Raw genomic sequence first — 20,437 nt, forward strand, 5'->3', positions numbered from 1 at the left:
GGCACTCAATGACCACGGAACCCGCAGGACCTGCCAACACCGATGAGGATCCGCTGGGCCCCAGCACGCCCCAGCCCGAACCGACCGGCGGCCCCCGCCGGCCGGGCCGGGACGCCCGGCCGGAACAGAAGGCCGCCAACATCCGTGAGGCTCAGGGCACTTCCCCTGCAGGCACGGTTCCGGCCGGCCACTCAGGAAAAGACCCCGGTGATCCCGCTGCCGCCGGCGGCACCGCCCCGGAAGAAGCCCTGGCAGCGCCGGAATCTTCGGACGGCTAGACCAGTCCGGCCCGGCGCAGCGCTTCGGCCATCGGCCCCTGCGGCTGCACTGGAGCCGCAGGACGGCGGCGCCCGCTGTCCGGGGCGGAGGTCCCCGCCTTGCCCGCGCGCTGCGGAGCTGACCCCTTGCCGCCGCCGGACTTTGCCGCCGCTGTGCGGCCGGCCGCCTTGCCTCCATTGGCCGGGCGGCCGTTGGATGTCCTGTCCCGCGGAGCCCGGGGGCCGGCGGCAGCAGCATCGTCGTCCAGGCGAAGTGTCAGTGAGATCCGTTGACGGTCCGGGTCCGCTTCCAGCACCCTGACCTTGACCACCTGTCCGGACTTCACGACGTCGTGCGGGTCCGAGACGAAAGTGGAGGACATGGCCGAAATATGAACCAGCCCGTCCTGGTGCACCCCCACATCGACAAAAGCCCCGAAGGCCGCCACATTCGTGACCACGCCGTCCAGCACCATTCCCGGCCGGAGGTCGGAAATCTTCTCCACGCCCTCCGAGAAGGTTGCAGTGCGGAATTCCGGCCGGGGGTCGCGGCCGGGTTTGCGCAGTTCGGCCAGGATATCCAGGATCGTGGGCAGGCCCACCGAATCATCCACAAACGCGGCCGGGTCAAGGTTGTCCAGCACCGTACCGGACGGGCTCATCCGGGCACCGGCCGCAGCAAGAATTTTGCGGGCAGTGCCGTAGGACTCCGGATGCACACTGGAGGCGTCCAGCGGCTCACTCCCGGCCGTAACGCGCAGGAAGCCGGCGCACTGTTCAAAGGCCTTGGCACCCAGCCGGGGCACCTTTTTCAGATCGGCACGCCGGGCAAAAGGCCCGTTCTCATTGCGGTAAGCCACAATGTTCTCGCTCAGCAGCGGCCCCACACCGGCCACGCGGGTCAGCAGCGCCGGCGATGCGGTATTCACATCAACGCCGACAGCGGTCACGCAGTCTTCGATCACGGCGTTCAGGGAACGTTCCAGTTTGGCGGCACTGACATCATGCTGATACTGGCCAACACCGATCGATTTGGGGTCGATCTTCACCAGCTCCGCCAGCGGGTCCTGCAGCCGCCGGGCAATGGACACGGCTCCGCGCAGCGATACGTCCATTCCCGGCAGTTCCGCCGAGGCAAGGGCGGACGCGGAGTAGACGGAGGCTCCGGCTTCGGAGACCACCAGCTTCTGCAGGCCTGCACCGGGCAGCAGCCGGATCAGTTCGGTGGCCAGCTTGTCGGTTTCGCGCGAGGCGGTGCCGTTGCCGATGGCAATCAGCTCCACATGGTGCTGCTTCACCAGCTCCGCGAGCCGGGACAGCGCCTCATCCCATTTGCGGGCGGGAGCATGCGGATAGATGGTGTCGGTGGCCACTGACTGGCCGGTGCCGTCCACCACCGCAACCTTCACACCGGTGCGCAGCCCGGGATCCAGCCCCAGGGTGGGCCGGTTCCCGGCCGGGGCGGCCAGCAGGACGTCGCGGAGATTGGCGGCAAAGACGCGCACTGCTTCGGTTTCAGCAGAGGTGAAGAGGCGGACGCGCAGATCGGCAGAGAGCTTGGCCAGGATCCGCCGCCACGCGAGCTGTGCAGTCTGCAGAAGCCAGGCATCGGCCGGCCGGCCGCGGTCACTCACGCCCAGGTGAGCGGCCACTGCCCGCTCATACTTCTGCCGGGCTGCGGTCAGGGCTGCGGCGTCGGCCGGGTCAGCCTCCGCCAGCTCAAGGTCCAGGACGCCTTCCTTCTCCCCGCGCAGCAGCGCCAGCACCCGGTGCGAGGGCATGCTCGACGGCGAGCCGGTGAACGCGAAGTAGTCGGCGAATTTCTGGCCTTCAGTTTCCTTGCCGGCCTTGACCTGCGAGCGCAATTTGCCCTGCTTCCAGAGCCGCTCGCGCTGCCCGGTGAGCAGGTCCGCGTCCTGGCCCGCCCGTTCAATCAGGATGGCCCGCGCTCCGGCGAGCGCTTCCGCCCCGTCCGGGACGGCGTCGTTGACATATCCGGCGGCTGTGCGTTCCGGATCCAGCGAGGGGTTGGCCAGCAGCGCCTCCGCCAACGGTTCCAGGCCGGCTTCGCGGGCCATCTGCGCCTTGGTGCGCCGCTTGGTTTTGTACGGCAGGTAAATATCCTCGAGCCGGGATTTGGTGTCCGCTGCGGCGATGGCCGCTGCCAGCTGCGGAGTCAGCTTGCCCTGGCTCTCGATGGCTTCCCGGACGGACTGCCGCCGGTCCTCCAGCTCGCGCAGGTACCGCAGGCGCTCGTCGAGTTCGCGCAGCTGCGCATCATCGAGGGTTCCGGTGGCCTCCTTGCGGTACCGGGCAATGAAGGGGACGGTGGCGCCGCTGTCCAGAAGGTCGACGGCGGCACGCACCTGCCACGGGGCCACATCCAGCTCCGCGGCGATCTGTGCGCAGACCCGGCCGGTGACCTGCTCGGCGGCCGTGCCTGCTTTCCCGCCCTCCTGCCGGGCGGGACGCGTTGCGGAGGAAGCTGCCGGGTTCTTGGGGTGTACCGAAGGAAGACTCACCCGCCCAATTGTTCCCTACGGGCCGCAGGATCGGTCAACTATTGCCGATTCACGGGCTGGGGCGCGGCAAGCTCATCAACCGGTGTCTCCTCGTCCGGCTCCCACCGCAGCAGGTCACCGGGCTGGCAGTCCAGCACTTCGCACAGGGCGGCCAGCGTGGTGAACCGCACCGCCTTGGCCCGGCCGTTCTTGAGGACGGCGAGGTTGGCCGGGGTGATTCCGATGCGCTCAGCCAGGACACCCACCGGTATCTTCCGTTTGGCCACCATGACGTCGATGTCCACGATGATGGGCATCAGATCACCTCTCCGAGTTCGCTGCGCAACTGAGTTGCCTCCACATCGGTGGCGACAGCACGGGCCAGCAGCATCCGCAGCACCAGGACGATCAGTGCTCCCCCTGCGATGGCCAGTCCCGCTCCTCCTATGAGCAGGACGACGCCGGGCGCCACACCCTCTCCCGGGGCAAGCACCGCTCCCAGGGCGAACAGGAGCAGGGAACCCGCGCTGACGGCACCTATCACCCCGTCCACATAGCGGAAGGCGGCCGGGGAAAACACCGTTCCCCTGCGCACCATGGTCAACAGGCACCAGACACAGACCAGGATGACCTGCACCGCGATGAGGCCCAGGACAATAATGACGACGACGGGAACCCGGACGGCGTCTGCGTCCGGGCCCGCCTGTGCCAGATCAGTGGCCAGCAGGGGCACCATGACGGTCTGCACAAACAGCGTGCCGGCAAGGACTGCAGCCAGCACGACGCGCAGCGCCAGGATAGTTAACCTGCTCATGGAATTTCCCCTCATCGACTGACGGACACCGATTGATTGTCAGCGCAAATCTATCGACTATCGAGAGGGGAAACAAGCACGTGCGGAAACTAACCCGCCTGTGCCGGCGCTTCCCCCGCTCCTGCCCGGACCCCGTCTCCAGCCGCGGCCGGCCGCGCCGCAGCGTCCCGGGCCACAATGTAGCCGTACACCAGCCCTTGGCCGATGGTTGCCCCTGCGCCCGGATAGCTCTTGCCGAACACGTTGGCAGCGGTGTTTCCGATGGCATACAGACCATCAACGGCGGAGCCGTCTTCGGTCAGGACCCGTCCCCGCGCATCAGCGGTGAGGCCGCCGCATGTGCCCAGGTCGCTGAGAACAACCTTGACGGCATAGAACACCTTGCCGGAAAGGGGGCGCAGGTTGGGGTTGGGCCGAACCGTGGGGTCGCCGTAGTACCGGTCATAGGCGCTCGATCCGCGGTGGAAGTCCTCGTCGACGCCGGCCCCGGCCAGTTCATTGAAGCGGGATGCTGTTGCCGTGAATGTTTCCTCCGGCATGCCGATTTTCCGTGCCAGTTCGCCCAGGCTCTCAGCCTTGGCTGCAATCCCTTCCTCATACCATTTCTCCGGCAGCGCCATCCGGGGAAACAGGCTTCCGGCAAGGATGTAGCTGTTCCGGTATTCCTGGTCGAACACCATCCACATGGTGCCTACCGGGTTGCCCTGGCGTTCACGTTCCAGGACGCGCTGGCCAAAGGACATGTAATCCTGGGCCTCGTTCACGAAACGGGATCCGCTGCCGTCAACAATGAGGGATCCGGGCAGGGAACGTTCCGCGAGCATGACCGACGGCGCTCCGCCGGGCAGCGGGGCAACGGCCGGGAACCACCAGGACTGGTCCATCAGCGCGGTGCCGGCACCGACGGAAACGGCAGCCTTAATGGCGTCACCGGTGTTTCCTTCACTGCCAAAACTCCAGTTTTCCAGCATTTTCGACTGGTGCTCATGACGCATGGCCATGTCATGGTCAAATCCGCCGGCGGCGAGGACCACGCCCTGCCGAGCGGTCACCGTGACCTCTCGGCCATCCTGCTGCAGCACCGCTCCCGTCACCCGGCCACTTTCGGTAACGAGCCGCACCAGGGAGGTTTCCGTCCAGACGGGAATGCCGGCTGCCAGCACCCCGGCGTACAAACCAGCCGCGAGGGCCTGCCCGCCGGCCACGTAGTCCCGCTTCAATGCGAGGCCGCCAACGCCCTGGAAGATCCGGGTGGCTGCGGTGCTGAGCCCCTGGACCGGCGCTTTGGAGATCAGGTTCAGCGCACGGTAGTCCTTGCCGGTGATGGCCATCGGCAAAGAAGATTCCATGGTGCCGCCGCGAAGCCGGCCGCGTTCCTCACCGAGGACATTTGCGTCGAAAGGCTTGCACTCACAGCTGCGGCCCGCAGCCGATCCGCCCGGCTCCTCCGGATGGTAATCCGAATACTCTTCATCCCACATGAATTTCATGGGCGTGGTTCGCTGCAGCATTTCCACTGTGGCGGTTCCGTTGTCCAGGAAAGCCTGCCAACGTTCTGCGGAGGAAGTGCCGGCGACGACGGCGTCGACATACGCTGTGGCCCGGACGGGTGTATCGGCGGCACCGGCAGCCTTGAGGACCGGATTGTTGGGAATCCAGAATGCTCCGCCGGAACGGGCCGTGGACCCGCCCACCGTGGCGGTCTTTTCCACGATCAGAACGGAGGAACCCTGTTCTGCCGCCGCCAGGGCTGCAGCCATTCCGGTACCTGAGCCAATGATCAACAGATCCACCGTGGTGTCCTGTGCCGTGAATTTCCGCGCTGGTACCGATTGCGCCATTGCCATCTCCCTAGGTTCTCAGTCTGAAACTTGTCAGCACACCGCGAAACGTCGTTGTACCGCTGTTTGTGCACCCTAACCCGGATAACAAGTGAAACCCAGTATCAGGATGGGCGTGGTGCATAGCGGGACGTACTCACCGGCTACCAGTCCTCGGAACTGAACAGCCGCCGTCGGGCACTGAGCAGTTCAATCTCGGGCCGTCCGGCTACCAGGCGTTCGACGGCGTCAAGCACCTCCACCGCGTGGGCGCTGTCCGCCGTCACCAACCCCACCCCGATGCCCGCACGCCGGTGCAGGTCCGGCTCACCGGTTTCGGCGGCCGATACCTCGAATTTTCTCCGCAGCTCGGCCAGGATCGGGCGGATGACTGAGCGTTTGCCCTTGAGCGAATGCACGTCTCCCAACAACAGATCAAATTCGATAATGCCCATCCACATGGAATTATGGTGGTCCATGCCTGCCGGAGAGCACCAGTGCATGGTTCGGCAACAACAGCGGGAGTGCCTGCCTGCCGGGATGCGCCGTCCACGGGGCCGGTGTTATCTTCTCTGGATGAGCACGCCCGCCAAAGCTCCGGCCCGCCCCACCCGCCGCAACGTCCTCTCCGGAGTGTTAGTGGGAATCGGGGTGGCCGCTTTTGTGGACGAGGTTCTCTTCCACCAGTTGCTGCAGTGGCACCATTTCTACGACAAATCCACCACATCAGTCGGACTCCTGTCCGACGGACTGTTCCATGCCTTCGGCTGGTTTGCCGTGGTGGCCGGATTGTTCCTGTTTGCCGACCTGCGCCGCCGGGCCATCCTGCTGCCCGCCAGGTGGGCCGGTGCCGTCCTGCTGGGCACCGGCGCCTTCCAGCTCTATGACGGCACCGTCCAGCACAAGCTCATGGGGCTGCACCAGATCCGCTATGAGGTTGCCCTGCTGCCCTACGATCTGGCGTGGAACCTCACTGCGGCGGTGATGATTCTTGCCGGCGCCGCCCTGCTCTACCGGACGCGCCATGCGGTTCCGGCACACGCCGGGGCAGCCCGGAGCTAGCCGTGCACAGCCATCAAAGCGGTGGATTTGGTGTTGAATTGCTGTTTCTCATACCCGCCGCCGCAGCCGTTGCCGCCTACTGGGCCGGCGCGCTGTCAGCCCGGTCCAGGAACTGGCCGCAGCGGCGTTCGTTTCTGTTCACGGCCGGGGTTGCCGCAGTCCTGGTTACTGTCATGGGTCCGCTGGCCGCCCGCAGCCACCAGGATTTCGCTGCGCTGAGCCTCGCCCACATCCTGGCCGGCATGCTGGGGCCGCTGCTCCTGGTTCTCTCCCGGCCGGCATCCCTCGCCCTGTGCGCGCTGGATGTTGTTCCCGCCCGCCGGGTCTCCCGTTTTCTGGGCAGCCCGCTGCTGCGGTTCCTGGCCTTCCCGGTAACTGCCGCCGTCCTGAACATCGGAGGAATGGTGGTGATGTTCCGTACCGGGGTGTTTACCGCCATGCAGGAGTCACCGCCGGTCCATTGGCTGGTGACCTTCCATCTGGTGGCCGCCGGCTACCTGTACACCGCGGCCCTCGTTGGCCGGGACCCCATGCGCCACCGCGCCGGAGTGCGGCTGCGTGCAGTGGTGCTGGTTCTTTCGGCAGCGGCCCACAACATCCTGACGAAGACGCTCTATGCTGTTCCCCCTGCGGGAGTGGGCCAGGCGAACGGGGAGACAGGCGCCCTGATCCTGTATTACGGCGGCGGAGCGGTGGAGCTGGCACTGATTTTCCTGCTCTGCCGGCAGTGGTACCGCGCCGCCCGGCCGCGTCCAAACATCGCATCGCGGAAATATACTAAGTCGGCTTAGTATTATGGATGAGGGTGGCCACCGGGTAGGCCGGCAGGCAGAACAAGGGGTTCCATGACTATTACACGTCGCGATCTTTTGCACACCGCAGCCAGTGTCTTCGGCTGGGACTCCTTCCGGGACGGGCAGCTTGAGGCCATGGAAGCTGTTGCAGGCGGACGGGACGCCGTCTGTGTGATGCCCACGGGCTACGGAAAATCCGCCATTTATCAGGTCCCAGCGCTGACGCTCCCGGGCGTTGCCGTTGTAGTTTCCCCTTTGATCGCGCTCCAGCGGGACCAGGCTGACGCAATCAATGAGGCCATCGGCCGCCCGCGGGCCTACGTCCTGAACTCGACGGAGCCGCAGGGTTCCATTGATGAAGCGTGGGCAGCCGCTGAAAACCCCGACGAGGACAGCCGGGCAAAGTTCATCTTCCTGGCCCCGGAACAGCTGGCCCGGGATGAAGTCGTTGGCCGGCTCATGGCTCTAGAGGTGTCCCTCCTCGTCATCGATGAAGCGCACTGTGTCTCCGCCTGGGGCCATGACTTCCGCCCTGACTACCTGAAGCTCGGGTCTCTGGTATCAGCCCTGGGCCGGCCGGTCCTCGCGCTGACCGCCACTGCCGCTCCTCCGGTGCGCAGTGAAATTGCCTCCGTGCTGAATCTCCGTGATCCGCTGGTGCTCTCCCACGGTTTCGACCGGCCCAATCTGCACCTGGCTGTCCACATGTACGTGGAAGCCGGAGACAAACGCCGCGCCGTCCTGAACTCCGTTCCGGAACTGGACGGCCCCGGTCTTTTATATGTCGCTACCCGCCGGGACACCGAAGACTACGCCTCCGAATTGGAAGAGCGCGGCTTGCGCTCGGATTTCTATCATTCGGCCCGGCGGAGCAAGGACCGTGCGGAGGTCCACCGGCAATTCCTGGCCGACGAGGTGGATGTGGTGGCTGCCACAAACGCCTTTGGAATGGGAATCGACAAGCCCAATGTCCGCTTTGTGGTGCATGCCGCGATTTCAGACTCCCTGGATAGTTATTACCAGGAGATCGGACGGGCCGGGCGGGACGGGGAACCGGCGCAGGCGGTGCTCCACTACCGGCCGGAGGACCTGGGACTGCGCCGGTTCTTTGCCAGTAAATCCCCCGACGAAGAGGGTCTGCGCCAGCTCTATGCGGTGCTGCGGGCCAACGACGCCGGCGCCACTTCCGCGCAGCTGCGGACTGCCCTGGGCATCAGTTCCCGGCGCTTGGGCGGCCTGCTGAACCTGCTTCGGGAAGCAGGAGCGGCCTGGGAAAAGAACGGCGTCTACCGCGCGGAAGACATGGCTCCGGAGGATGCCCTGTCCGCTGCCCTGGATGCAGCCCGGCGGCGCGAGCACATCGATCAGTCCCGCGTGGACATGGCACGCCAATACGCTGAGACAACCTCCTGCCGCCGCCAGTTCCTGCTCGGATACTTTGGCGAACAGCTCGAGGAGCCCTGCGGCAACTGCGACAACTGTGACCGCGCAGCCGCGGAAGGAATCCCCGCGGAACCGGAGGCCGCCCAGGGCGGCCAATCTCCGGCACCGCCCTTTCCACTGCATTCTGCGGTGCTGCACGCCGAGTGGGGTCCGGGAACCGTCATGAGCTATGACGACGGTACGGTGACTGTGCTGTTTGAGGCCGAGGGCTATAAGACGCTCGCCGTGGACCTGGTGCTGGAGAAGGACCTCCTCCGGCCTGCAGATGTGGGCGCCCGGTCCGCCTAGCTGCCGCCGCCCGGGCGGGTCTTGCCTGTCGGCCAGGACAGCTCCCTCGGACGTTGCCGCAAGGTTGATGAACAACATCAGGTTGTTGCAAATCTTCGCCGCCTGGCCCGTGGTGGCACCTTCGGTGGGGATCACGTTGCCGGCGGGCACATAACAATAGCAATCCCCGGAAACACCGTACCGCTGCGGAAATCGGTTCGAATACGGCAGTACCACGGGCCTCTGGCGAGCTCCCCCGCGGGAAGTAACAGCGGACCACACCATTGTGTCCCGCAGAACATTCCCCTAAGAATGGACTATGACGGTTACCCTCAGTTCACTGGAAATTGCTGTCCCGCCTACCGTGCTGGTACAAACCGAGGCACGAGACGTCTTTGCCGCCCAGCCCGGCCTTACCCGGCTGGGACAAAGGCTGGTCAATACCTGTTTTAACTCAGCTGCAATCGATACGCGCCGCACGGCCCTCAGCGAGCTTTCGCTGTCCTACCGTTCGGAAAATCCGAAATTCTTTGATGCTGAAACCGGCAACATGCTGAGTCCCAGCACAAAAACCCGGAATGACATTTTTGCAACCGAAGCCACCAAACTATTCATCGAATCCGCCCGCAAAGCAGTTGATGCGTGCGAGGGCATCAGCCCTGCTGACATCACCCACGTGATTACCGTTTCCTGCACGGGTTTCTTCAATCCTGGCCCCGATTACAAGGTGGTCCGGGCGCTTGGCCTGAACCCGTCGGTGCAGCGGTTCCATCTGGGTTTCATGGGCTGCTACGCCGCCTTCCCGGCGATGCGGGCGGCCAAGTCCTTCTGTGAAGCGGACCCCGACGCCGTGGTCCTGATGGTCAGCGCCGAGCTGTGCTCCCTGCACGTGCGGACCTCCAATGACCCGGACACCATCATGGGCTCCTCCCTCTTTGCTGACGGTTCCGCTGCGGCCGTTATTACTGCCCGGGAGCTGCCCGGCAACGCCCCGGGAATCCAGCTGGACCACTTCGAGACCATCCTGACGCCGGTGGGCGAGGAATCGATGGCGTGGAACATCGGCGACGAGGGCTTCGAGATGGTGTTGGGAACATATGTGCCGCACATTATCGACGACCACATTGTCGGCGCGCTCGAGCCGCTTCTTGCCAAGGACCCCACCCTCACCGGGCAGGCTTACCGCGACATTGAACATTGGGCCATCCATCCCGGCGGCCGGAGCATTCTGGACAAGGTGGAGGCCAAGCTCGACCTCACCGAGGAACAGCTGGTTCCGGCCCGTGAAACCCTGCGCAACTGGGGCAACATGTCCAGCGCCACGGTGATGTTCGTTCTTAAGCACATCCTGGAACAACCGTTCCGCGGGGGCAACGAACGCATCTGCTCCATGGCCTTTGGTCCCGGGCTGACCGTCGAAACGGGACTCTTCACCCGCGTGGGAGGTCCAGTGAGGCCCGCAGCTGAAGACTCCACGGCAGGGCAGCTTCCGGCAGCAACGCCGGACCCGGCCGCCGTCCCGGCTCCGGCAGGCGTGTGAGCACCGGAACTTCTGCGGGCCGCCTCGCCCAGGGGCCGCTGGCGCGGCGGCTCACCCCGCCGCGCCTGCGGTCCCTTACGGAACGGGATGTCCGCGCAGTGGAGGAAATGGACCGTTCCGACTGCGACCCGGCAAAACTGCGGCGGACCTATGCCCAGTTTTGGCTGATCAACTCGGTGGTGTCCGGCTGGCGGCGCAATTATGTCCGGTACCTGCGTCCGCGGTTCGAAACCTCGCGCACCAACACGCTGCTGGACATCGGTTCCGGCGGCGGTGACGTTCCCCGGATGCTGGCGCGCTGGGCACGGCGGGACGGCCTTCGCCTGGAGATCACCGGCATCGACCCGGACGAACGGGCGCACGACTTTGCCTCTTCGCGCCGGGAAGTGCCCGGGTTGGGTTTCCGCCGCGCGTTCAGCAGCGAGCTGGTTGCCGAAGGCAGGACCTACGACGTCGTTATTTCCAACCACGTCCTGCACCACCTCACCGGCGAACAGTTCAGTTCCCTGCTCGCCGACTCGGAACAACTGGCCACCCGGCTGGTCCTGCACAGCGATATTGAGCGCAACCGCTGGGGTTACGCCCTTTTCTCGGCCGGAACGCTGCCGTTCTTCCCCGGCAGCTTCATCCGGCAGGACGGGCTGACCTCCATCCGCCGCAGCTACACCGCCGCCGAACTGGCCGCAGCTGCCCCGCCGGGGTGGGACTGCGTCCAACACCGGCCGTGGCAGAACCTGCTGCTGTATTCACCCGCCGGGAGGCAGCCGTGACGCCGCCGCTGGAGCCCCCTCCCCAGCTCCGTTTAACTGCCGTTCCGCGGCCTGTTTCCGATGTGGCAGTGGTAGGCGGCGGGCCCGTGGGCATGTACCTGGCCGTGCTGTTGGCTCAGGAGGGCGTGCGCGTGCAGGTCCTGGAGCAGCGGACAGAGCGCTCGTTGCACTCACGCGCCATCGGCATCCATCCCCCGGCGCTGGACGCGCTGGCTGCTGCCGGGGTTGCCGAAATGATGAGCGGCGAAGGCGTGCAGATCCGCCGCGGCGAGGCCCGCAGCAGCGGCCGGCGGGTGGCGGAAGTGGATTTTTCCGCGGTTTCGAGGCGGTTTCCCTACGTCCTCACCCTTCCGCAGCTGCGCACGGAGGCCATTTTGGAGGCCCGCCTGCGCGAGCTGGACCCCGCGGCGCTGGTGCGCGGGGTGAAGGTGACCGGACTGCACGACGACGGCGGCCGGGTCCTGCTGCTCGGCGCCGGCTCGGCGGGCACCGGCCCGGCGGGCACCGGCCCGGCGGGCGGAGGGGGAACTTTTGCCCTGTCCGCACGGATCGCAGTGGCGGCCGACGGCGCCCGCTCCGGCCTGCGCCAGCTGGTGGGAACACAGTGCCGGACCCGTGCGCTCCCGGACACGTACCTGATGGGAGACTTTGCGGACACTACCGGGGACGGCGCCGTGGGCGTGCTGTACCTCGAGTCCGGCGGCATCGTGGAGAGCTTCCCCCTGCCCGGCGGAGTGCGGCGATGGGTGGCGCACACCGGCCGGCTCATGGAGTCGGCCACGGCGACGGACCTGGCCCGCCTGGTCAGCGACCGCACCGGAATGTACCCGGATCCGGAAACGAACACGATGCTCAGCGCTTTTTCGGTGCGCACCGCACTGGCGCGCAGGCTGGTCCGGGGCCGCACGGTACTCATCGGCGACGCCGCCCATGAAGTAAGCCCCATCGGCGGCCAGGGCATGAATCTCGGCTGGCTGGATGCCGAGGCGCTCGCCCCCATCATCACCGCTTCCCTGCAGGGACAGGACGTCGGATCGAAGCTGGAAGCCTTCGGCCGGGACCGCCGCCGGGCTGCGCTGGTGGCCTCCCTGCAGGCGCAGCTGAACATGGCACTGGGCAGGCCGCTGGCTCCACGGATTCTGGCGGGCCGTAATGCGGGGCTGGCCCGGATCCTCCGGTCCCCAACGGCCGGCAATCTGGTAGCCCGCCGGTTCACCATGCAATAGGCTCCAGGCAAAAGAGGCCCGTGGAATAGGCACCGGCGCAGCTTCAAGCAGACGTCGTTCATGAGCCGCAGCCTGACGCAGTCGGGCCCGGCCCCTGAGGGGACCGGGCCTGACTATGCAGGATCTGGCTGCTGAGTCCGCAGCCTCCGGCGGGCGGCACCGCCGTCGGCCGGAGGATTATCGCCTTCCGGCGCCGCTCCCTTGCACGGTTTCCGCGGCTTCAGCGGCGGTTCCGTTGTCCTGCACAGTGTCCGGGACAGTGGACATTGCTCCGGAGTTCACAACGTCCGAGCCACCGTTCATTCCCGGCTCCACCGACGTCGTGGGGGTCGGCTTGATGTCGAGCGTGCGGCGCAGGATCTGCTCCTTGATGAAAAGCACGGCAATGAATGCCACCACGGAGATGACAGCGGCGATCTGGAAGATCGTGGCAGTGGCGTCACCGTACGCTGCACGGAAGATGCCCTGGATGGCGGGCGGTAGGCTGCCAATGTCCAGCGAATCGCCCGCACCGCCGTCGGACACCGGAATGTTGGCGGCGCGAAGGCCGTCGGCAGCGCGGCTGCTCACGGAGCTGGACATTACGGCGCCAAGGACGGAGACACCGATGGCACCGCCAACGGTGCGGAAGAACGCAATCGAAGCGCTGGCCGAGCCCACCTCGGAAACCCGGACGGTGTTCTGCACCGCCAGGACGAGGTTCTGCATGAGCAGGCCCATGCCCAGGCCGAGGACAAAGATGAACAGGCTGACCAGGACCATGTCGGTCTCATGGTCCATGGTTCCGGCCAGGCCGGTTCCGGCAATAACCATGATTGTTCCGGCAATCAGGAACCGCTTCCACTTGCCGAAGCGGCTGATCAGCTGGCCCGAACCCACGGATCCGGCAAGGTTTCCTGCGATCATCGGCAGCATCAGCAGTCCGGCTTCGGTGGGGCTGAAGCCGCGGGCAATCTGGAAGTACTGGCCCAGGAAAGTGGTGGAGCCGAACATCGCAATACCCACGGACACAGAGGCCACAATGGCCAGGGCGGTGGTGCGCTGGCGGATGATCTTCAGCGGGATGATGGGTTCGCGGACCTTGGACTCCACGAGGACCAGCAGCGCCAGGAGAACGACGGCGCCGCCCACCATGGCGGCGGTCTGCCAGGACATCCATTCGTAGTAGCCGGACTTGCCGGCAAACGAAACCCAGATCAGCAGCAGGGAAACACCGGCGGTCAGCAGGAGCGAACCAAGCCAGTCGATGCTGACCTTGCGGCGGGTATGCGGCAGGCGGAGGGTCACCTGAAGCAGGAACAGTGCCACGACGGCCAGCGGCACGCAGAGGAAGAAGGTCCAGCGCCAGCCCAGCGGGCTGTCCACGATGAAACCGCCCAGCAGCGGTCCGCCGGCCGTGGCAACAGCCATGACCGCGCCCATGTAGCCGGAATACCGCCCACGTTCGCGCGGCGGGATGATCGAGCCGATGACAGCCTGGACCAGCGCGGTCAGGCCACCCATGCCGATGCCCTGGATGACACGGGCAGTGAGCAGGACCGGCATGTTGTCCGCCAAACCGGCAACCACGGAGCCGATGACGAAGACGATGATGCTCAGCTGGACCAGCAGCTTCTTACTGAACAGGTCGGCGAGCTTGCCCCAGATGGGAGTGGAGACGGCGTTGGCCAGCAGCGCCGCCGTGACCACCCAGGCGAAGTCCGTCTGCGTGCCGTGCAGGTCCGCCATGATGGTAGGCAGGGCGTTCGCCACAATGGTGGTGCTCAGCATGGCGGTGAACAATGCCGCGAGCAGGCCGGTCAGGGCCTGAAGGATCTGGCGGTGGCTCATTTCGCCGGGGACGTGGTTCTGCCGGGCCGGCTTGGCGCTCCGGCGGCCCTTGGCGCGCTTGGGGTTGTTGGGTTCGTTGGGGTCGATGCCGGATGCGGGCGCCGTGGCGTCCTGGCCGGGACTGGTTGCGGTGGTTCTCTGCGACTCTGTCACTTCGCTGTCTCTCCTGCCGGGATGGGCATCTGTTGGGTACCCGGCTTCATTGCGCGGATTGCTGTGTGTAGTGATTCTGTGAGCTTGGCCAGCGATTCGCTGGCCGAACGTGCTTCTTCACCTGTCCAGTCCCCGAGCATGTCCTGCAACAGGGCGGCGCGGCGGCGCATCTCGCTGGCGACCACCCGGGTTCCCAGCGGAGTGAGGCTCATCAGGTACGCCCGGCCGTCATCCGGATGGGGCCGCTTGAAGACGTAGCCCATTTCCACCAATTCGGTGATGTGCCGGCTCAGTCCTGCCGCCCCGATGCCCAGTTTCTCGGCCAGTTCGGTGGCCCGGATCTCGCCGGCATCGCCGATCATCCGCATGACTCCCTGCAAAGCAGTGCCCGGCCCCCGTGGATCCGCGCTCTTCTGCGAGAGGCAACGCAGCTGGCGCTGGAGCTTGAAAACCAAGCTGATGAGTTCTTCGGCCGACTGCTGGTTGACTGCCACAAAGCACCTGTCTGAATAATGTTGTTTGCCTCAGGCAACGATACGAGAAGTAATTGCCTGAGTCAACGAAATAGTGGCAAGAGTTGTTTCACGCTGCGAATATTCGGTGGGGATGCCTCAGGCGGGATCGCCGGAGTCAGCGCTCAACCGGGGCTGAATATTCCTTGCTCCACATATTTCCTGCTCGGCATATTCTTGGCGCCGCACCGGAAGCCGCTCAGAACCCTCCACCCTGGACCCCTCCGGACCGCTTAGGTCGCTGCGGGCCGCTTACACCGCCAGATGCGTTGGGGAGAAGAGGCTAAGAGTCGCTTCGACCACCACCACGTTGGGCCCTTCGGCGTCGAGGGATTCAGCCAGTGCCGCCCCCACGGCGTCGGGCGCGGTTCTCCGAGCCGGCACGCCAAAGGACTCGGCCAGCTTCACGAAGTCAGGACCGGCAAGCTCGGTGGCGGTGGCCTTGCCAAAAGCATCCACCATGTATTCGCGCAGGATGCCGTAACCGCCGTCATCAACAATCAACCAGGTCACGGGCAGGTTGTGCTGGCGGGCGGTAGCAAGTTCGGCGATGGAATACATGGCCGAGCCGTCACCGGAGACGGCGAGGACGCGCTCCCCCAGCCCAACGGCACCCCCGATCGCTCCGGGGTAGCCGTAGCCCAGGCCGCCGGCACCCTGGGCGGAATGGAACTGTCCGGATTTGGCGTCCCAGCAACTCCACGCCCAGTAAGCAGAGATGGTCATGTCCCAGTAGGTCTGCATGGAATCGGGAACCGCGGCGCGGATATCAGCCATGAATTTCCGTTCCGTCGCCAAGTCCTGGCCGTCCAGGCGGGCGGATACCTTCGCCAGGGTTTGGGCCACGACATCTTCGGGTGCCAGCCCGTTCCAGTCCGGAACCTTTGCCTGCGAACCCGGGAGAACGACGTCGAGAGCCTCCACCAGCGCTGCGAGGGCCTGCCCGGCGTCGGCACGGATGCCCAGTGCGGGCCGGTTGGACTCGAGCACCCGCGGCTCGGCATCTATCTGGATGATTCGGCCGCGCGGCGCAAGGGTGAAGTAATTGGACGTGACCTCGCCCAGGGAGGAGCCGATCACCACGAGGACGTCGGCCTCCTCAAGGACATCGGTGGTGTGGCGGTCCTCGATCCAGGACTGCAGGGACAGCTCATGGTTCCAGGGAAAAGCACCGTTTCCCCCGGGTGTGCAGATCACCGGTGCCCGCAGCTTCTCCGCCAGGGACAACAGGTCCGCTTCAGCACCTCCCCGGCGGGTTCCACCACCGGCAATGATGGCCGGACGCTGCGCTCCGGAAAGCCACCGGACCGCTTCCTTGACCAGCTCGGTCCGCGGCGGATTGTCGAACGGCTCTGCCCGGGCATCCTCGACGGCAGGAACCATCACCGGGTTCAACAGGACGTTTTGCGGGATTTCCAGCCACACGGGACCCATGGGCGAGGAAATGGATTCCGTCCAGGCATCCTGGATGGCCGAGGGAATGCCCGAGGCGTGCTGGATCAGGCGCTGGCTTTTGGTGACATTGGCGGCCGACGCCTTTTGGTCATCCAGCTGGTGCAGCATGCCGCGGCGGCGGGCGCCAAGGCCCTCGATGGGTATCTGGCTGGCCACCACCACCATCGGCACCCCCGTGGCGTAGGCTTCCTGCAGCCCGGCGAGCGCGGTGAGCGCTCCGGGTCCGGTGGACAGGAACACAACGCCCACCTGTCCCGTGGCCCGGGAAAAGCCGTCGGCGGCAAAGGCCGAGTTGTTCTCCACCCGAGAGGAGACAAACCGAAGCTTCGAGCGGGAGAGGGCGTCGAAGAGCCCCAGCGCGTGCTGGCCGGGGATGCCGAATACAGTGGTGGCGCCGAGCGCGGCCAGGGTTTCCACCACAAGGTCACCGCCGTTGCGCACCGGCGCCTGTCCGCTGATACCCCGGTCCATGCCGCCTTCTTCGAGGCCGCCCTCTTCTACCCGTGCGCTCATCCCGAAAGTCCCATCAGCGTGATCAGATCGTAGGCGACGTGGGAAGCGGCCACGGCGGTGATGTCGGCGTGGTCGTACGCCGGGGCAACCTCGACGACGTCGGCGCCCACCAGGTTCAGGCCCCGCAGCCCGCGCAGGATTTCCAGCAGTTCGCGGCTGGTCATACCGCCGGCTTCAGGGGTGCCGGTTCCGGGCGCATGGGCCGGGTCCAGGACGTCGATGTCAACGGAAACGTAGAGCGGCCGGGTTCCAATCCGGTCCCGGAGTTTGGCGGTCACCTCATCCACCCCCTGGCGGAAAACATCGGAGGACGTCACAATGCCAAAACCAAACCGCCGGTCATCCTCGAGATCCCGCTTGCCGTAGAGCGGTCCGCGGGTGCCCACGTGCGAAATGGCCTCAGTATCGAGGATCCCTTCCTCCACCGCCCTACGGAAGGGTGTGCCGTGGGTGTATTCCGCGCCGAAGTAGCTGTCCCAGGTATCCAAATGGGCGTCAAAGTGCAGCAGGGCAACGGGCTGCCCGGCGCGTTCAGCGGCGGCGCGCAACAGGGGCAGGGCAATGGTGTGGTCCCCGCCCAGGGTCAGGAGCTTGGTTCCGGATTCAGTCAGGCCGAGCGCGTTGGCCTGGATGGCTTCGATGGCCTCGTCGATGTTGAACGGATTTACCGCCATGTCCCCGGCGTCGGCAACCTGCAGGTTTTCGAACGGCGACGCATCCAGCGCCGGATTGTACGGACGCAGCAGCCGTGAAGCCTCGCGGACGTGGTTGGCTCCGAAGCGGGCGCCGGGGCGGAACGAGACCCCCGAGTCGAAGGGAACACCGACAACGGCAACATCCGCAGCATCGACCTGGTCCAGCCTCGGCAGGCGCGCATACGTGGCCGGACCGGCGTACCGCGGCACCAGGGCCGCGTCCACTGGTCCGATATTCCCGTTGGCGGTGATCCGCGGCGGATTCTGCATGCTGGCTGCTCCGATTCCGGACCTGCCCGAAACCGGCCATGCCCTGTGCAGGCCTCTCCGGTACGGGCGTCCCGAACCTCCGGGACGCCGTTGCCTGTGAGGCATCATTTGTTTTCCCTGAGGCTAAAGTGGAACGGCAGCTCCCGTCAAGACTAGGCTGTTCCTATGGCGGCTCAACAACACAGTGCGGACAGTAACTACGACGTCGATGTTCTGATCGTGGGGGCGGGGCCCACAGGGCTGGCCCTCGCGGCCCAACTGGTGAGTTTTGGCACCAGTTTCCGAATCATTGACCGCGGAATGAACCGGTCGGAACACTCACGGGCGCTGGCTCTGCAGCCGCGCACATTGGAAGCTCTCCGCCCGTTCGGCATCAGCACTGCGCTGGCAGCAGCCGGCCGCCCGGCACGCAAAATGCACCTCCACCTTCCGGACCAAACCATCCCCGTGGATTTGGCCGACGCCGGCATCGAAGATTCCGAGTTCCAGCATCTGCTCTTCCTGTCCCAGGCGGAAACGGAACGCGCCTTGCTTTCTTACCTCGCCGGACGCGGAGTCCGGGTTGAGCGCGGTGTTGAGCTCCACGACTTGGAACGCCTGGACTCCCACGATCCCTTTGCCGGGATGGAAGCCAAGATCCAGCGGATGGACCGTGGCATTGAACGCGTCCGCGCCCGCTATGTGGTGGGTGCTGACGGCGCGCACAGCACCGTCCGCGCCAAGGCCGGCATGGACTGGCGCGGCGGGGGCTACCCCGGGACCTTTGTGCTGGCAGATCTGGAAGCCGACGGCGTGGAACCGGGCATTGTGCACTCCTACCTCAATGAGGACGGCTTCATGCTGCTGTTCCCGCTGGGCAGCCCCGCCAGCTGGCGGCTGATCGGCATGAAGGAAAAGACAGACACCGCCGAGGCAACCCTGGACTCCCTGCAGTCCATCGCCGACCGGTTTACCGGCGGCACAGTGGCACTTTCGGACGCCAAGTGGATCAGCACCTTCAAGCTCTCCCACCAGATGGCCGAATACTTCCAGGACGGCTCAGTCTTCCTGGCCGGCGATGCCGCCCATGTTCACTCCCCCGTGGCGGCCCAGGGCATGAACACCGGAATCCAGGACGCGCTGAACCTTGGGTGGAAGCTGTCCCTGGGTGCACGCGGACTGGCTTCGGATGACCTGGTGGACAGCTATGACGCCGAACGGCGGCCCGTGGGCCAGAGCGTCCTGCAGTTTACGGACCGCATCTTCCGGCTGGCCTCCAGCAAGAACGGCCTGCTGAAGCTTCCCCGGACCAAGCTCCTTCCCGCCCTCGCACCCAAGGCTTCGGGCTCCAAGGCCCTGCGCCACCGCCTCTTCCGGACGGTCTCCCAGCTGGACACGCAGTACCGCGGCAGTGACGTCGTGGACACCGGCGCTAGCCGGCTGCCTGCGTTCCTCACGGCCGGACCCAAAGCCGGCGACCGCCTCCCGGACGCCGTGGTGCTGGACCACGGGCGTGAACTGCGCCTGCACGACATCCTCTCCACCCCCGGCTTCCACGTCCTCTTGTGCGGTCCGGGCTGGCCGGCAGACGCCCAGCTGCGGCTGCACAATGCCCTGGAACGGCTCTCCCCGTGGGTCAGCGTCCGCCGCCTGAACGTTGGCAGCCGGCTGGCAGCGGAAAACCCCAACGAGGTCCAGGACGTCAGCGGACTGGCGTTCGAACGGCTTGGCTTGAGTGTCCGCCGCCCGGAACTCCTGGTGGTGCGGCCGGACGGGCACATCGGCTTCCGTTCCGAGGGCATCGACACCACTGCGGCAGTGGATTACCTGAACCGGCTCACCACACCTGCGTCAGCCGTCAAGCCCGCCACAGCAGAAGCCTAAACCGGGAACCGGCGGCCGGCTGTCGTCAGCTGGCCGCCGGACTAACCAGAGTCCACAGGACCACGGCTTCCTCGTCCGAGGGGTTGTGCCAGGAATGCGGTTCCTGCCCGGGGAACGTCACGGTGTCTCCTTCGCACAGCTCCATCGTCTCCCCGGCAAACAGCAGGACAAAGCTCCCGCGCGCCACATGGACCACCTCTACATCGCAGTCCACCGAGTACAGCTCGGTCTCTCCCGACCCATGGGGTGCAATGACGGCCCGGATCACCTGCACCCGGCGTTCCGCCCGGGGAGTTACCAGCCGCTCGGTGATTCCGGTGCCGCCAAGATGCACCGACGGTGCGTCGTTCCAGCGCGTCAGCTCCCTGGCAGGAGCGGAGAAAAGGTCTCCAATGGAGATGGACAGCACCTGGCACAGGGTCAGCAGCGAGGCGACCGACGGCGAAGTGAGGTCCCGCTCCACGCGGCTCAGGAAACCCTTCGTCAGGCCGGTCGCTCCGGCCACCTGCTCAATGGTCATTCGCCGGGCCTGCCGCGCGAGGCGGATCTTCGGCCCGATGGCCACGGGGGCATTGGATGGCTCTACGGGCAGGGCCTTCATGACGGCAACCGTCCTCTCACTTCTCGTCCCTGCCGCAAACCCGCAGAGGTG

The 20,437-nt window shown here is 65.8% G+C and carries 18 protein-coding genes and 1 pseudogene; 8 read left to right on the forward strand and 11 right to left on the reverse strand.

Translation table 11 applies throughout. The annotated features are described in order from the left end of the window. Positions 1-8 precede the first annotated feature (8 nt). Positions 9-278, forward strand: coding sequence for a hypothetical protein (locus ACIQXM_RS17245; RefSeq protein ID WP_400933697.1), 270 nt, complete (start codon positions 9-11; stop codon positions 276-278). Here the strand turns inward: ACIQXM_RS17245 and ACIQXM_RS17250 are convergent. The 5 genes from ACIQXM_RS17250 to ACIQXM_RS17270 form a co-directional block, all read right to left on the reverse strand. Next, positions 275-2,656 carry a Tex-like N-terminal domain-containing protein gene (locus ACIQXM_RS17250; protein WP_400933987.1) on the reverse strand — a complete coding sequence of 794 codons (2,382 nt, stop codon included), beginning with the start codon at positions 2,654-2,656 and terminating at the stop codon, positions 275-277. The two genes, ACIQXM_RS17245 and ACIQXM_RS17250, sit on opposite strands and share 4 nt — an antisense overlap. 161 nt (positions 2,657-2,817) lie before the next feature. Continuing rightward, complete coding sequence (locus ACIQXM_RS17255) at positions 2,818-3,075, reverse strand: helix-turn-helix domain-containing protein (protein ID WP_400933707.1); 258 nt, start codon at positions 3,073-3,075, stop codon at positions 2,818-2,820. Beyond that, a complete protein-coding gene (locus tag ACIQXM_RS17260; protein ID WP_400933710.1) occupies positions 3,075-3,572 on the reverse strand; it encodes a DUF2975 domain-containing protein in 498 nt (165 codons plus the stop codon). Before ACIQXM_RS17260 ends, ACIQXM_RS17255 begins: the two co-directional genes overlap by 1 nt. Before the next feature lie 89 nt (positions 3,573-3,661). Next, positions 3,662-5,413 (reverse strand): 3-ketosteroid-delta-1-dehydrogenase, encoded by a 1,752-nt coding sequence (locus tag ACIQXM_RS17265; RefSeq protein ID WP_400933712.1) that lies wholly within the window; start codon positions 5,411-5,413, stop codon positions 3,662-3,664. Positions 5,414-5,556: 143 nt separating this feature from the next. Continuing rightward, positions 5,557-5,853, reverse strand: coding sequence for a DUF503 domain-containing protein (locus ACIQXM_RS17270; protein ID WP_400933989.1), 297 nt, complete (start codon positions 5,851-5,853; stop codon positions 5,557-5,559). A 115-nt stretch (positions 5,854-5,968) separates the two neighbouring features. On the opposite strand from ACIQXM_RS17270, the gene ACIQXM_RS17275 reads away from it, so the two are divergent. Genes ACIQXM_RS17275 through ACIQXM_RS17285 form a run of 3 tightly spaced genes read left to right on the forward strand, consistent with a single transcriptional unit; the run spans position 5,969 to position 8,979 of the window. Beyond that, on the forward strand, positions 5,969-6,454 hold the full coding sequence (locus tag ACIQXM_RS17275; RefSeq protein ID WP_400933714.1) for a DUF2243 domain-containing protein: 486 nt from the start codon (positions 5,969-5,971) through the stop codon (positions 6,452-6,454). 38 nt (positions 6,455-6,492) lie between these two features. Continuing rightward, positions 6,493-7,245: a cytochrome c oxidase assembly protein gene (locus ACIQXM_RS17280; RefSeq protein WP_400933716.1), complete on the forward strand. Its 753-nt coding sequence runs from the start codon at positions 6,493-6,495 to the stop codon at positions 7,243-7,245. Between the two features lie 54 nt (positions 7,246-7,299). Further along, positions 7,300-8,979 (forward strand): RecQ family ATP-dependent DNA helicase, encoded by a 1,680-nt coding sequence (locus tag ACIQXM_RS17285; RefSeq protein WP_400933718.1) that lies wholly within the window; start codon positions 7,300-7,302, stop codon positions 8,977-8,979. A 24-nt stretch (positions 8,980-9,003) separates the two neighbouring features. On the opposite strand, the pseudogene ACIQXM_RS17290 reads toward ACIQXM_RS17285, so the two are convergent. Further along, a pseudogene (locus ACIQXM_RS17290) lies at positions 9,004-9,123 on the reverse strand (3-hydroxyisobutyrate dehydrogenase); the annotation flags it as partial. Between the two features lie 154 nt (positions 9,124-9,277). On the opposite strand from ACIQXM_RS17290, the gene ACIQXM_RS17295 reads away from it, so the two are divergent. From ACIQXM_RS17295 to ACIQXM_RS17305, 3 genes are read left to right on the forward strand one after another with little or no spacing between them, the layout of a single operon-like run. Further along, positions 9,278-10,498, forward strand: coding sequence for a type III polyketide synthase (locus tag ACIQXM_RS17295; RefSeq protein WP_400933720.1), 1,221 nt, complete (start codon positions 9,278-9,280; stop codon positions 10,496-10,498). After that, positions 10,495-11,268: a class I SAM-dependent methyltransferase gene (locus ACIQXM_RS17300; protein WP_400933722.1), complete on the forward strand. Its 774-nt coding sequence runs from the start codon at positions 10,495-10,497 to the stop codon at positions 11,266-11,268. Before ACIQXM_RS17295 ends, ACIQXM_RS17300 begins: the two co-directional genes overlap by 4 nt. Beyond that, positions 11,265-12,494, forward strand: coding sequence for an FAD-dependent oxidoreductase (locus ACIQXM_RS17305; protein WP_400933724.1), 1,230 nt, complete (start codon positions 11,265-11,267; stop codon positions 12,492-12,494). The genes ACIQXM_RS17300 and ACIQXM_RS17305 overlap by 4 nt, the downstream gene beginning before the upstream one ends. Before the next feature lie 177 nt (positions 12,495-12,671). Here the strand turns inward: ACIQXM_RS17305 and ACIQXM_RS17310 are convergent, their stop codons facing one another. From ACIQXM_RS17310 to speB, 4 genes are all read right to left on the reverse strand, one after another. After that, positions 12,672-14,324, reverse strand: coding sequence for an MDR family MFS transporter (locus ACIQXM_RS17310; RefSeq protein WP_400933992.1), 1,653 nt, complete (start codon positions 14,322-14,324; stop codon positions 12,672-12,674). Positions 14,325-14,473: 149 nt separating this feature from the next. Beyond that, positions 14,474-14,971: a MarR family winged helix-turn-helix transcriptional regulator gene (locus ACIQXM_RS17315; RefSeq protein ID WP_400933726.1), complete on the reverse strand. Its 498-nt coding sequence runs from the start codon at positions 14,969-14,971 to the stop codon at positions 14,474-14,476. 270 nt (positions 14,972-15,241) lie between these two features. After that, positions 15,242-16,915, reverse strand: coding sequence for a thiamine pyrophosphate-binding protein (locus tag ACIQXM_RS17320; RefSeq protein WP_400933994.1), 1,674 nt, complete (start codon positions 16,913-16,915; stop codon positions 15,242-15,244). A 38-nt stretch (positions 16,916-16,953) separates the two neighbouring features. Continuing rightward, a complete protein-coding gene (speB, locus tag ACIQXM_RS17325) occupies positions 16,954-17,922 on the reverse strand; it encodes an agmatinase (RefSeq protein ID WP_400933728.1) in 969 nt (322 codons plus the stop codon). 165 nt (positions 17,923-18,087) lie between these two features. On the opposite strand from speB, the gene ACIQXM_RS17330 reads away from it, so the two are divergent. After that, positions 18,088-19,785, forward strand: a complete 1,698-nt coding sequence (locus tag ACIQXM_RS17330) for an FAD-dependent monooxygenase (protein WP_400933730.1) — start codon at positions 18,088-18,090, stop codon at positions 19,783-19,785. A 25-nt stretch (positions 19,786-19,810) separates the two neighbouring features. Here ACIQXM_RS17330 and ACIQXM_RS17335 read toward each other — a convergent pair whose 3' ends face one another. Beyond that, on the reverse strand, positions 19,811-20,386 hold the full coding sequence (locus tag ACIQXM_RS17335; RefSeq protein ID WP_400933732.1) for a helix-turn-helix domain-containing protein: 576 nt from the start codon (positions 20,384-20,386) through the stop codon (positions 19,811-19,813). Positions 20,387-20,437 lie beyond the last annotated feature (51 nt).

It is taken from the genome of Arthrobacter sp. NPDC097144 (genome assembly GCF_044762205.1).
Taxonomy (GTDB): Bacteria; Actinomycetota; Actinomycetes; order Actinomycetales; family Micrococcaceae; genus Arthrobacter_B.